This window comes from Trueperella pecoris, assembly GCF_014926385.1.
GTDB lineage: Bacteria > Actinomycetota > Actinomycetes > Actinomycetales > Actinomycetaceae > Trueperella > Trueperella pecoris.
The window spans coordinates 205,649-218,321 of sequence record NZ_CP053291.1 but is presented as its reverse complement, the minus strand read 5'-3'; the positions used below and the strand labels follow the sequence as shown (position 1 = coordinate 218,321).

Annotated in this window: 10 protein-coding genes and 1 pseudogene; 7 read left to right on the top strand and 4 right to left on the bottom strand. The window is 58.0% G+C overall.

Going from position 1 to position 12,673, the window contains the following annotated elements:
• Nucleotides 1-35: 35 nt before the first annotated feature.
• Nucleotides 36-614: pseudogene (locus tag HLG82_RS10610) on the top strand (isochorismatase family protein); the annotation flags it as partial.
• 501 nt (nucleotides 615-1,115) lie between these two features.
• Here the strand turns inward: HLG82_RS10610 and rsmI are convergent.
• Both rsmI and HLG82_RS01015 read right to left on the bottom strand, forming a co-directional pair.
• Nucleotides 1,116-1,931, bottom strand: coding sequence for a 16S rRNA (cytidine(1402)-2'-O)-methyltransferase (rsmI, locus tag HLG82_RS01020; RefSeq protein WP_193326912.1), 816 nt, complete (start codon nucleotides 1,929-1,931; stop codon nucleotides 1,116-1,118).
• A gap of 590 nt (nucleotides 1,932-2,521) precedes the next feature.
• Entirely contained in the window at nucleotides 2,522-2,890 is a 369-nt protein-coding gene (locus tag HLG82_RS01015) for a metallopeptidase family protein (protein ID WP_193326911.1), read from the bottom strand.
• Between the two features lie 211 nt (nucleotides 2,891-3,101).
• Here HLG82_RS01015 and HLG82_RS01010 point away from each other — a divergent pair, with 211 nt between their 5' ends.
• From HLG82_RS01010 to HLG82_RS00985, 6 genes are all read left to right on the top strand, one after another.
• Nucleotides 3,102-4,781, top strand: a complete 1,680-nt coding sequence (locus tag HLG82_RS01010; RefSeq protein WP_193326910.1) for a dolichyl-phosphate-mannose--protein mannosyltransferase — start codon at nucleotides 3,102-3,104, stop codon at nucleotides 4,779-4,781.
• 108 nt (nucleotides 4,782-4,889) lie between these two features.
• A complete protein-coding gene (locus tag HLG82_RS01005; RefSeq protein WP_193326909.1) occupies nucleotides 4,890-6,152 on the top strand; it encodes an O-acetylhomoserine aminocarboxypropyltransferase/cysteine synthase family protein in 1,263 nt (420 codons plus the stop codon).
• Nucleotides 6,153-6,773: 621 nt separating this feature from the next.
• Nucleotides 6,774-7,118 (top strand): DsrE family protein, encoded by a 345-nt coding sequence (locus tag HLG82_RS01000; RefSeq protein ID WP_193326908.1) that lies wholly within the window; start codon nucleotides 6,774-6,776, stop codon nucleotides 7,116-7,118.
• A 651-nt stretch (nucleotides 7,119-7,769) separates the two neighbouring features.
• A complete protein-coding gene (locus HLG82_RS00995) occupies nucleotides 7,770-8,462 on the top strand; it encodes an ABC transporter ATP-binding protein (RefSeq protein ID WP_193326907.1) in 693 nt (230 codons plus the stop codon).
• Complete coding sequence (locus HLG82_RS00990) at nucleotides 8,452-9,732, top strand: hypothetical protein (protein ID WP_193326906.1); 1,281 nt, start codon at nucleotides 8,452-8,454, stop codon at nucleotides 9,730-9,732. Before HLG82_RS00995 ends, HLG82_RS00990 begins: the two co-directional genes overlap by 11 nt.
• Nucleotides 9,733-9,746: 14 nt before the next feature.
• A complete protein-coding gene (locus tag HLG82_RS00985) occupies nucleotides 9,747-10,388 on the top strand; it encodes a hypothetical protein (protein WP_193326905.1) in 642 nt (213 codons plus the stop codon).
• 38 nt (nucleotides 10,389-10,426) lie between these two features.
• Here the strand turns inward: HLG82_RS00985 and HLG82_RS00980 are convergent, their stop codons facing one another.
• On the bottom strand, nucleotides 10,427-11,569 hold the full coding sequence (locus tag HLG82_RS00980) for a class I SAM-dependent methyltransferase (RefSeq protein WP_208584931.1): 1,143 nt from the start codon (nucleotides 11,567-11,569) through the stop codon (nucleotides 10,427-10,429).
• Complete coding sequence (locus HLG82_RS00975) at nucleotides 11,566-12,612, bottom strand: aldo/keto reductase (RefSeq protein WP_193326904.1); 1,047 nt, start codon at nucleotides 12,610-12,612, stop codon at nucleotides 11,566-11,568. The genes HLG82_RS00980 and HLG82_RS00975 overlap by 4 nt, the downstream gene beginning before the upstream one ends.
• Nucleotides 12,613-12,673: the final 61 nt, after the last annotated feature.

Genomic DNA, 12,673 nt, shown 5'->3' with positions numbered 1-12,673 from the left:
GGTAGAATTGTTGCATCTACGAGCCGGGAGGACCCATGCCCACACATCGCGCACTCATCATCGTCGACGTCCAGCCGACCTTCTGCGAAGGTGGCGCCCTGGGCGTAGAGGGCGGCAACGCCGTCGCCGAACGAATCGCCGACTTCGTCACCGACAACGCCGATGAATACGACTTCATCGTCACCACCCAAGATTGGCACGTTGAGCCGGGTACGCACTTCTCCGACGCCCCTGATTTCGTTGACACCTGGCCCGCACACGGCGTCGCCGGCACGCCCGAAGCCGAACTCCACGAAGCCATCGCCTCGCTCCCCCTTGACGAATCTGTAAAAAAGGGCGAATACGAAGCCGCCTACTCCGGATTCGAAGGAAAAAACAAAAACGGGGACTCCCTCGAAACCCTCCTGCGCCAGGCCGAAGTGACCTCCATCGACATCGTCGGGATCGCAGAATCCCACTGTGTCCGCGACACCGCCCTCGACGCCTTGCGCGCCGGGTGGCCCGTCCGCGTCTTCTCCGATCTGACCGTGCCCGTCAGCGAAGAGCTCGGCGAAGCCGCACGCGCCGAGATGGACGAGGCCGGCGTCGAACAAATCTCCTCCTCCGAAGCATTCGGCTTCTACGAAGAAGGCGAGGATGCCCCCATCCCAGGCTTCGAAGACGACAACAGCGCCGGCTCGGGCCTCGACGCGTGGGACGAAGACGACTGGAACGACGACGAAGACGAATGGTCTCGTGACGACTGGGATGACCTATCCAACAACGACCTCGACGGCGACGGCATCGCCGACGACCTCGAAGACGACGAATGGGGAGCCGCCGACTACCGCGACGACGAACCCGCCCGCGGACTCGCGCTCGATCGCGACGACTTCGTTCGCGACGAATACGGCGAAGACTCCGACGCCGAACTGACCAGCGACGGAGAAGACGAAGAGCTCGACACCCTCGCCAACGGGGTCGAGCTCACCGAGGATCTCTCCGACTACGACCTATCAGACTTCGACATCGACCTCGACGACGACATCGACTTCTCGTCAGACGCCGACGACGAAGACTTTGATTTCTCCGACATCGACTACCGGCCCTAGCTCGCGGACAGCCGCGACGATCAGCTACTCAGCTTCCAAGGCGAGCTCGTAAAGCTCCTTCTTGCGAAGCCCCTCACGTTTGGCGACGTGCGCCGCGGCGTCCTTCAGACGCAAACCGGCGCCGTGCAAGGCGAGCACCTCGGCAACGTGGGCGACGGCGTCGTTCGCCCGGCTCGGCGCACCCTCGACGACGATCGTGATCTCGCCGCGAACGTCCGCGGCCCACTCGACTAATTCGTCGAGCGGCGCGCGCTTAACCTCCTCGAACGTCTTTGTCAGCTCCCGGCAGACCGCGGCGCGGCGATCTGGGCCGAACGTGTCGCGCATGGCGGCAAGAGTGTCAGCGAGGCGACGCGGGGACTCAAAAAAGATCATCGTGCGCGGCTCGGTGCAGAGCGAGGCAAAGTACGTGCGCCGCTCGCCATCCTTGCGCGGGGGGAAACCCTCGAAGGCGAAACGATCAGACGCCAACCCCGACAACGCCAGCGCGGTGAGCACCGCCGACGGCCCCGGCACCACCGTCACCGGCACATCGTGCGTTGCAGCCAACGCCACAAGGCGATAACCCGGGTCAGATACGGAGGGCATCCCCGCATCCGTCACAACGACCACCCGACGGCCAGCCTTCGCCGCCTCCAACAACTGCGCGGCAGCTTCCGACTCGTTATGCTCATGGTAAGGAGTCACCCTCCCAGAGAGCGTCAGGCCCAACCGCCCAGCAAGGTTAAGAAGCCGGCGGGTATCCTCAGCAGCGACAATGTCCGCCGCTTCAAGTTCGGCGCGTAGTCGCGGCGAGGCATCGGCATCATTTCCCAGGGGCGTTGCTGCAAGCACAATCATGATCCCAGCCTACATGCCCCCTACCGAAGGCGGGCTACGAGGGTGAGCGGAGGCCAGCGCGGTGGGCCAAGCAGGACCGAGCAGCATCAGAATGGTCGACGGCCACGTGAGTAACGGACGTCTAGCAGTCACAAGAAAGAATGTGAAGCTCAGCAAATTTTTTCATGTCTTTTCAATGCAAGTGTAGAATTGGAAGCGATCAAAAGATCAGGATGTCGAGTAGCCGGCGTCTTATCAACAATTAAATAAGGAGAAGAACCATGTCGATTACATGGAAGATCTTTGCAAGCGAAAAGTCCGAGCGCAACAACGCCTACATGACCGAGGCACGTGCTCTGGAGCAGGCAGTCCGAGCTGAAATCCTCGGACGATAAGCAAAGAACCCGGTAGGGATGAAGAAGGCGGACAAAGAGGTCCGCATTTTTTATGCCCAGCGGCGGATGCCGGCGCAGCGCGTCCTTCGATGTAGAAAAATGAACCGATCTTCGTATATACGAACATCGGTTCAAAAATCGACAACGAACGTCACGGATCGAGCAGCCCTACCGACCAGCTAACGCCGCCGACGAGGTCACCTCGCCGGTTGGGCCCTACGCCCAGCCGGTTTCCCACAGCAGATCCTCCTCGATGCCGAAATGGTGGGCAACTTCGTGGAAGACCGTGATGAGGACTTCTTCCGCAACCTCATCCTCGGTCTCACACATACGAAGTGTTGGCCCGCGGAAGATCCAAATACGGTTCGGCTCGGCATAGTCGAAGAAATCACCATCGGTGAGGGCCAGCCCCTCGTAGAGCCCGAGTAGATCTTCCCCGTCGGCCTCCTTGAGCTGCTCATCGGTGGGCTCATCTGCCACAAGAAAGACGAGGTTTTGTAACTGGGACGTGAATTGCTCGGGGAGTTCGTCCAACGCCTCGCCCACGAGCTCTTCGAATCTTTCCTCGGACATCTCAACGCTCATGGTTCCATGCTGGCAGAAGTTCGGCGTCGACAAAAACCGGGAGGCCTATTGCGTCGTCCATCGCCACGACACCTACAGCAACGAACTTGCATGGCCGAGAGCATTCCGCCGCTGACGAGCCTCACCGGAGATAGCCCATGTTGGATTCGATAATTGGCGACGTGGGGCGTAGGAGACAAAAATTGTCGGAGTAGAAAAGTAGACTGTCGGCGTGGACAAGATACATGGATGCACGCGGTGCGAAGATGACGTCCGGGCACGCCTCGGGCTTTTTCCCAAGGGCGCGAGTCTCCCTGCGCAGATCAGGCTGCAGAGGTGGATCGTCACGCTCGTGGCGGGGCTTGTCGCTGCGCTGACGCGCTTGCCGCGCCTCACGCATCCTCACGCGATGGTCTTTGACGAGACCTACTATGTCAAAGGCGCCTTCTCTATGCTCAACTTCGGATATGAGCGCAATTGGGAGGGCGACAATCAAAACGACCTCTTCATCATGGGCGATCTTTCTGCGATGGAGGATAAGCCAGACCGCTGGGTGCACCCTCCCTTTGGCAAGTGGCTGATGGGTGAGGGCATGCGGATTTTCGGCGATGACAACGGCTTCGGCTGGCGTGCCACCACCGCATTGCTGGGCGTTGCAGCGGTCATGCTACTCGTGCGTATAGCCTTGCGCCTCTTTCATTCGGTCGCGCTCGCGGCTTTGGCCGGCCTTGCAATGGCTCTTGACGGGATGGGTATCACGATGGCTCGCACGGGCCTCTTGGATAACATTCTCATGTTCTTCGTCCTTGCGGGTTTCTGGGCCATTTTGCGCGACCGTGAGTATGCCCGCGCCCGGCTTGCCGAGCGTATCGGTATTCACGACGCCGTCTCGCCCGGCCGCGTCCCCAGGTGGGGGCCGCACGTGACTTACCGTCCATGGCTGATCGTCGCGGGAATTTTCCTGGGACTCGCCTGTGGCGTGAAGTGGTCGGGGGCGTTTGCCGTCGCCGTGTTCGGCCTCCTCGTCTTTTTCTGGGGCGTCGCTGCACGTAAGGCTGTGGGCGCGCGATTGTGGTTCGGTGCCGGCGTCTGGCGTGAGGGCGTTCCCGCGTTCTTGCAGCTTGTCCCCACGGCCATCCTGGCGTACATTGCCTCGTGGTTTGCTTGGTTTGCCCATCCGGTTGGGTGGGATAGGCAGTGGGCGGCGACGCACGCCTCGGAATTGCCGCTCCCCTGGGCTCCGGACATCGTCAATTCCTTCATTCATTGGCACCAAGCCACGATGGAGTTTCACCGGGGTTTGTCCTCCCCGCACACATATCAAAGCCAACCGTGGGCGTGGATTATTCAATACCGCCCGGTGTCCTTCTTTTGGAAGAGTGGCGATGATGTTCCTGCGGGCTCGTGTTGGGGTGATGACTGCGTCATGGCGATTACCTCGGTGGGCAATCCCTTCGTATGGTGGTTCGCAGCGATCGCCCTGATTGTGGTGCTGTGGGCAGCGATCCGCCGCCGCGATTGGCGCGCGTGGGCGATCCTGGGCGGATACCTTGCCATGTACGTGCCGTGGTTCCTCTACCTCGACCGTACGATCTACCAGTTCTACGCCATCGCATTCCTTCCCTTTGTGGCGCTTGCCCTGGCATGTGGAATCGGTTGGCTCACGCGAACGCTTGCGCCGGCCCGGATGCGACTCGCCACCAACTTCCTCACCGTTTCCAGCGGCGGCCCACGAGAGCTACTTCCGTCCGCGGCTAACCGGGTACCGCCCACGCGCAAAGCGTGGATCGTGATCGGTGTGGTGAGTGGGATCATCATCGTTGCGGCGGCCTTCTGGATGCCGATCTGGTGGGGCACCCCCGTCCCGCGTACGTTTTGGCAGCTCCACATGTGGATGCCGAGCTGGATTTAGGGCTCCACTGTCCACATCTCGCACACCAGGCGAGGAAAAACAAGTCGAAGACTAAGGTGGGGGGATCAAGGACGCCGTGGCGACGGCGTCGTGGAAAAGGAGAGCCCTATGAAGGACGAAACCAAGTACATTCACGCAGGATACGAGCCCGGCAACGGTGACCCGCGCCAGCTTCCCATTGTGCAGTCGACGACGTACACCTACGACGCGTCGGACGCGATCGCAGCTGTGTTCGACGAGCCCACCCACGCGCTCATCTACTCGCGCTTCGCGAACCCGACCGTCATGGCGGTGGAGAATAAGGTTGCGGCGCTGGAAGGAGGCGTGGCGGCAATGGCAACCTCATCCGGTCAAGCCGCCACTGTCATGTCGATCCTGAATTTGTGCTCGGCGGGCGACTCCTTCGTCTCCTCCTCCGAAGTTTATGGCGGGACGGTCAACCTCTTCTCGGTCACGCTCAAGAAGCTGGGCATCGAGGTCATTTACGTTGACCCGGACGCGCCGGAAGAGGAACTCGCCGCCGCCTTCAAAGACAACACCAAGGCGATGTTTGGCGAAACGATCGCCAACCCATCCATGGCAGTGCTCGATATTGAGAAGTTCGCGCGAGTGGCTCACGCGGCGGGCGTCCCGCTGATCGTCGACTCAACCTTCGCCACCCCCGTGCTGTGCAAGCCCATCGAATTCGGCGCAGACATCGTCATCCACTCAACGTCCAAATACATGGACGGCCACGCCGTTCAAGTGGGCGGCATGATCGTTGACGCCGGGAAGTTCGACTACACGAACGGCAAGTTCCCCGACTTCACCGAACCCGACGAGTCCTATCACGGCGTGGTCTACACGAAGGATTACGCGGTGGCACCCAACATCATCAAGACCCGCATGCAACTCCAGCGTGACTTCGGCGCCTACCCTTCAGCACAATCGGCGTTCGTCCTCAACCTCTCGCTCGAGAGCCTGGACGTGCGCATGAAACGTCACTGCGAGAACGCCCAAAAAGTTGCCGAATTCCTCGAGGGGCACGACGCCGTCAACGAAGTTCGCTACCCGGGCCTGGAGTCTTTCACGTACCACGAATTGGCGAAGAAGTACCTCCGCGGGGGCTATTCGGGCGTGGTGTGCATTGACGTCGGTGACCGCGACAAGGGCACCCGATTCATGGATGCGCTCAAGCTTGTGGCGCGGCAGGTTCACGTCGCGGACGCGCGCTCGTGCGTGCTGCACCCAGCGTCGACGACGCACCGCCAACTCACTGACGAAGAGCTACTTGCGGCCGGTATCACGCCTGGACTTGTACGAATTTCGGTGGGTCTGGAGAATGTGGACGACATCATCGAGGACATTGCCCAAGCGCTCAAGCAGCTCTGAGGGCGGCGAACCGTATCTGCGTGGTAAACCGCAAGATGTGAGGCTGGCACACAGGGGCGGGGGACAGGAATGCGACTTGTACGCCGTCACTCTTGGAGGGCCTGGGGTTCCCTCGCCGTGTACCCATTCTCCGATCACCCAGCTTTCGGCTCATCGGAATTCGATGCACATGCCAAACCAGTGCGCAGACTAAACTGATCTCCATGAATCCGGAACCGCACGCGTAGCGATACCAGAGGACTGGCAAGCTTTTCGCGAGCTACGGCTTGGGGCCTTGTAAACGGACCCGGAAGCGTTCGGCTCACACTATGACGACGTCACCGCCTGGAGTGAGCAACAATGGCGAGACGCAATCGAGATGACACCGGCCGCTTCGAACACGTCATGTGCAAAGTTTTTCAACAGTAAAGTTGCCAGCACGCTCAGGGGCCCGTGCGGGACCGGCATTCATGGCACTGTGCACATCACGATCCCGTGCACATGGCGCGAGGCTGATCACGGAATTGCGCGGAGGGGTTTTATCTTGACGTGAAAATATCGCGCAAACGTTGTAGTGTGAGCATCAGGAAAACAAATACGTGACAGGCGGCACAACTGCCGACATTTTCGAAGGGGAAAATAATGTCCGATTACAAGCTCGTGTTCCATATCAATGAGAACGACCGCTGGCCGTTCACGCTCCGCTCGGTGCGCAACTTCATCCGCGCCGATGAATCTCACCGGGCGGTCGTCGTCGCCAACGGAGGCGCAGTGCGCTCCTTCTCCCAACTCGAAGCCGACCCCAACCGCATGGCTCGCATCCGCGGGCTTGAAGCAGAAGGCGTGGACTTTGTGGTGTGCGCGGTGGCACTTGATGAGCGCCAAGTCAAGGAAGAGCTCATCCCCGACTATGTGCGGGTAGTCCCCGCGGGCATCGTCGAAATTGCCAAGCTCCAGGCTGAGGGTTACGGATACGTCAAGGCATAGCCCCCTTGCTCTACCAACGCCAATATACGCATTCCCTAAGGGACATGCGCCCGAAATCTGGTCGACTTTACCAAACTTTTTACACTGATTAGGACGTATGCCCTTTTTATTTGGTTGTCAATAGATTAAAGTTTCATTTACACCTCAAACGAGGTTTGAAAGTCTGGGACCAAAGGAGCTGTCATGTCTTTCAAAAAATAGAATCGCACTATCGCTTGCACTCGCTACAGCACTTTCAGGCGTAGGGGCTATCGGAATTAGCCTTCAAGCCGCTGCAGCCGGGTGCTCTCTCTCCGCCTCAACGTATTACTCCTCATACTCAGGAAATATACACGGCGTTGCCAATCGTTACGGATGTGGCAACGCGCGCCAAGTGACTTCAGCGCTCTATCACGAGCTACCTGGATGGCTCCCGGACGTTCGAATCGCTTCAGCGACTAGAACGATCACCAACGGTAGCGTCACTTCTGTGGCGCACGCCAATCGCGGGTGGAATTACTACACGCAAGCCTCCGACTCGGCCGGCGCTTCTGCCCGATCTTCAATTTACGCACATTAGTACGTGAACCGCTAAGAGAAAGCGCCTATATGCCTGTCATTAAGCTAGACTCCGCGTCGTTTTGGTACGGCCAGAATCCGATCATCCAAGACATGGATCTAGTTCTTGAGCGGGGGATCACTGGAGTTCTAGGCCCAAACGGCGCTGGAAAAACCACCCTAATTCGCCTACTCGCTCTCGACATGCGACCAAAACGCGGTTCAGTCGTTATCAACGGCACGCCGGTGGATGATGAAACACAGGCGCGAAAGTGCCGGAGACACATTGGCTATCTTCCTCAGCGGTTTGAAGTGATGAACCTCAAGACAGTCCAAGCCAACGTGGAATTCGCCGCTTGGGCTCACGGTGTATCGGCGGCTGCCTGCAATAAGGCGGCCGCCGACGCACTCGCAAAAGTCGGCCTCTCAGATCGCGCAAACAGTCGAGCTTTCACCCTTTCAGGGGGAATGCGCCAACGTCTTGGCCTCGCCTGCGTCATCGTGCACCAACCAGACATCCTGATTCTTGACGAGCCGACAGTCGGAATTGATCCTGTTCAACGCTCCCAAATGCGCCGCCTTTTGCGCGATTTGGCGTCCGATTCCGCGATCCTCCTGTCCACGCATTTGGTCGACGACGTCGCTCATATATGTGACCGAGTGCTCATCATCAATCATGGCGTCGTGGAGTTCGACGGCACAATACCTACCCTCGAACAGATCGGGAATCACAGACAACATCGCGATATTCACGCCTCAGCCGCCGAAAACGGATACCTTGAAATCATGGAGAACTATGCATCGTAGTTTTCGCCCACATAACCCCTGGGCTCTCATTGGAATCTTCCTCGCACATGCATTGATCACATGGTTTCTTGCGACCGCACCCACAAGATCATGGATCCCTGTCGATAGCCGGGGCATTGTCGTTTCACTTCGAGAAAACACCTTCATAATCGGTTTGGTTGGAGCCACCATCGGTTTCTCCTTAGGTAGATATTTTTTACCAACCTCAGTTATTCTCGGCCGATCGAAGGCTCGCTCAGCGAAGGAAATCGCACACGGTCTCATTGTCCCCGTCCTGACATCACAGATTGCTGGCTGTATCGCTGGGACGTTGGCGGCGCTCGCGTCGGTCAACTATAACCGTGCCGCTGAAGGAATCTTACCTCTTATAGCCATATTCCTAGGGCTTGCTTCACTTACCGCCTGGGGCTTCTTGGTAGGCAGTACCTTGCGTCACATCTGGGGAGCTTTGGCGTTGGTAGCAGTCACGCTCAGTTTCGTATACGCACCACTCATCGCGAATTCATACATCATTCCCAACTCAGCTTTTCCTGCTCGGCCACTAGGGATGGTGTGGGCTATCAATGAACCGAGCGCCGATCTCACTTTCAACACGTGGGCCGAAGTGGCTAGATCACTTTTCTACCTAATGATGCTCGCTATTGGAGTCCTTCTATTTAACGTTTTCTCACAAAAAGCAAGCGTCGAGCGTTCGACCTCAAAGTTCTCACTTGTATCGACGATAACACTCGCGGTCATTTCAATTTCCAGCATCGCAATAGTTCTAGTTCCCGAACCATTCAAGAAAGATGGAGTTCCATTATCTTGTCAACATTCAGGAAATCTCAACATTTGCCAATATCAAGTTTACAAACCACTCATCCCGAAGACTTCCGCGATTGGTGAAGCATTCTCGGCAGTCATCCCGCAGGAAACAATCCTCGCGGTGCCGGCAACAGAACGTCACCCGTCGGCCGCACCTATTCCCCACCCCCATAGATCTGGACAAGAGTGGGAGCGCGTTACCGCTCAATCGTACGCAGATTATCTTGCTGGCGTAACAAATTGCCTTAATCTCCACGAGAATGGACAGCTTGCCTCAGAGGATTCTCTTCACAAGGGTTTTGACCTATCGAAAGAGTTGCTTCGTAGGGCAAACCTTGAAGGCTCACTGCCAGATTCTCCAACATCAACATTCGGAGAAAAACTGAGCAAACTTCCACCTACAGAATTCTCTCAGTGGTTTTTCGACAATGCAGATGCTATTAAAGCCTGCGCAATCACCGAATAGCGATTAAGGCAATCATGGTAACGAACATTCTTTGCTGGTTTCAGGGGAGAGCCCAACACACCATCGCTGCCATTATCGCAATTTCCCCTTTAGTCTTATTCTTTGGCTGGGGTCTCATTATTCAACTTGATGTAGACCTTCCCCCGGGACGAGGACTAGAACTGGTCGAGCTACTCTCCTACAGCCTGTTGGCCACTGCAAGCCACTCTCCGATGAAATGGCTTGAAAAACAGTCGCCGCGAAAGCTATTAGGTTATCGAATGTTTGGCCTAGCTCTTCGCACCCTTTTTATCATGGCCTCGGTTATCTCGCTGGGGCTGGTACTCATCTATTTTCCTGCTAACACTGTTCCATTTGGTGAAGTGTTTGGACTCGATGAGCAATCATTGTCACTGGCCTACTTCATACAGGTTGGCATCGGGGTTCTGATCGTCAGTTATATTGCAGAGTTGCTTAGTCTAATATCCTTTGTAGGCACTTTACCATTTTTAACAATTGCGACATATATCGGACTTATTTATATAAGGCCGATTTTCCATTTTGTGTTTCCACAGTCATTGGATTTTGCCTCCATTTGGCAAGTATCAGTGTGTGGTATGTTGGCCGGCGCGGTTGCGATCACTGGCCATTTACGTAGCCAGAGTCGCTTAAGCTAGCTGTTATCTCATCGCAAGATTGCCCTAGCCCGGCGCCGTTACAGATCGGCCCGCAGCACTGTAAATTTCGAGTTTCGCGCCAGTTCGCGGGTACGCCCGACCCGGTGTTCCGCCTCCGGCCGGTATCGCAGATGATTATTGTGGACCATGTAGAGTCGTCCACCAGGCCGGAGCAAACGCGCTGTAGCGTCCAGAAGGTCTTGGACGAGCGTCGCATCCACCACGGTCCCGGCATGGAATGGCGGGTTCAAGAGCACCACGTCGAAGCTCGCTGCGGTTTCCTCTTTGGCTGCATCATCCCAGGTCACGCGAACGCGCTTACCGAACTCGGCAAGCGTTAGGCCAGCCGAGACCACCGCGTCGGCGTGTGCATCTGTGGCCAGCACGTGCGCATCCGGCAGAGCGTCGAGGACCGCGAGCGCAACTGAGCCGTTCCCACACCCCAGGTCGACGATCGACAGTGCCGTTTCTGCGGCCTTCGGGGCGTCCCATGAATCCCAGGAATTGGCGGCGAGTTTAGCCTCGCGACGTTCAGCGACCAGTTGGGCCAATGCTGTCTGGGCAAGGAATTCGCCGCCGCGATCAAAGTCGGAGCCTGCAAACACGCCACCGACGCCGAAGATGGGGCCCGCCTCGACAGCGCCGACGGCCGGCTTGTAGGTGTGCTCGGTGCGTTCGCCCCTTGCTACGAGGCAGCGGAACTTGCCGTGCCCGCGCGAGGCATGCACGTCAGTGAAATAATGACTCAGCGCCGCATTGTGTCCGCGATCCATGTGTTTGTTGTTCGCGCCGAAAACGATGGCACGAGCGGGAACGACGCCGGCCAGATACGATACTTCCTCAAGCGACTTGGGGGTATGCCCAATCGCTACGTCTGCCACCACTGCCCCGTTCGCATGAGCCCTCGCATCTGGGAACTCGGCAAAGAAATCCCCGAGCGCCAGCGGCCCGTCCACACCGGCAATGTGCACACGATCGCGCGCCTCGGCCAGGTGCGCAATCTCCACCGCCGCCCGCGCTTGGAACACCGTGCGCGAGGCGACGAATATGTGCTCGGCGCCCGCATCAAGAACCGCCCGGAGGAGGTCGCCCGACGGATCGTCAAGAACAATGACCGACGTGCTGCCGGGGACCTCAGCACGTGCAATATCAAGAATGAGTTGGTCTAGGGTTGTCATCATGAGCGTGATTCCGTTGCCTTCCACCACAAGTTAATCTTTGATTCGACGGCGTGAACGTCGATAGCTTCGAGTTCCTCCGCCGTAAACGCGCGGTTGTCGAGAGCTCCCAAAGAATCCTCGAGTTGCTTCACGCTAGACGCCCCCACCAGCGCGGTGGTCACAGCGCCCGCTTGCTCTCGCAAAACCCACGCAATGGCCATCTGTGCCAAGGACTGCCCCCGCTCAGCAGCAATCTCGTTGAGTGCCCGAACATGCCTCAGCACCTCCTCGGTCAGCAACTCCTCCGGCACCTTGCCCGTAGCAAGGCGTGAACCAGCAGGAACCCCATGGAGATACTTGTCTGTCAGCATGCCCTGTGCCAGGGGAGAAAAGGCGATCACCCCCATTCCCTCCTCGTGGGCGGCAGATAAGAGACCATCTTCGACCCACCGATTCAACATCGAGTAGGAGGGCTGATGAATAACCAGTGGCGTGCCGAGATCGCGCATGATCTGCTGAGCCTCGCGTGTCGCATTCGGCGAATACGAAGAAATACCTGCGTAACGAGCCCTGCCCGAGCGGACGGCGTCGTGCAAAGCGAGCATCGTCTCCTCGAGAGGAACGCCGGGGTCGGGGCGATGATGATAGAAGATGTCCACATAGTCCAGGCCCATGCGCTTAAGCGACTCATCCAGCGAGGTGAGCAGGTAAGAGCGTGAGCCGCCAAAGCCCATCGGGCCCGGCCACATGTCCCACCCGGCCTTGGTGGAGATGATCATCTCGTGGCGATAGGGGCGAAAATCCTTGGCAAAAATGCGGCCAAAGTTCTCCTCCGCCGAACCGTACGGAGGGCCATAGTTATTGGCGAGGTCGAAGTGAACCACTGCGCGATCAAAGGCATAACGGCAGATGTCGCGCTGGGTTTGGAAGGGACGATCGTCGCCGAAGTTGTGCCACAGTCCAAGTGCAATGCGGGGTAGGAAGAGCCCGGAGGCGCCGCAGCGGGTCTGGGCGACGTCGTCGTAGCGAGTGGGGCTAGCGACGTAGGGATCGAAGTGAGTCATGTACCTATTGTGTCACGGGCGCTGGCCCGAAACAGACCAGCGCCCGCATTCTTCCCCACAA

Excerpts from the sequence above, each read along its gene's own strand:
- rsmI (WP_193326912.1), bottom strand. The coding sequence starts at position 1,931 with ATGATTGTGCTTGCAGCAACGCCCCTGGGAAATGATGCCGATGCCTCG.
- HLG82_RS01015 (WP_193326911.1), bottom strand. The coding sequence starts at position 2,890 with ATGAGCGTTGAGATGTCCGAGGAAAGATTCGAAGAGCTCGTGGGCGAG.
- HLG82_RS01005 (WP_193326909.1), top strand. The coding sequence starts at position 4,890 with ATGAAGGACGAAACCAAGTACATTCACGCAGGATACGAGCCCGGCAAC.
- HLG82_RS01000 (WP_193326908.1), top strand. The coding sequence starts at position 6,774 with ATGTCCGATTACAAGCTCGTGTTCCATATCAATGAGAACGACCGCTGG.
- HLG82_RS00995 (WP_193326907.1), top strand. The coding sequence starts at position 7,770 with ATGGATCTAGTTCTTGAGCGGGGGATCACTGGAGTTCTAGGCCCAAAC.
- HLG82_RS00990 (WP_193326906.1), top strand. The coding sequence starts at position 8,452 with ATGCATCGTAGTTTTCGCCCACATAACCCCTGGGCTCTCATTGGAATC.
- HLG82_RS00985 (WP_193326905.1), top strand. The coding sequence starts at position 9,747 with ATGGTAACGAACATTCTTTGCTGGTTTCAGGGGAGAGCCCAACACACC.
- HLG82_RS00980 (WP_208584931.1), bottom strand. The coding sequence starts at position 11,569 with ATGATGACAACCCTAGACCAACTCATTCTTGATATTGCACGTGCTGAG.
- HLG82_RS00975 (WP_193326904.1), bottom strand. The coding sequence starts at position 12,612 with ATGACTCACTTCGATCCCTACGTCGCTAGCCCCACTCGCTACGACGAC.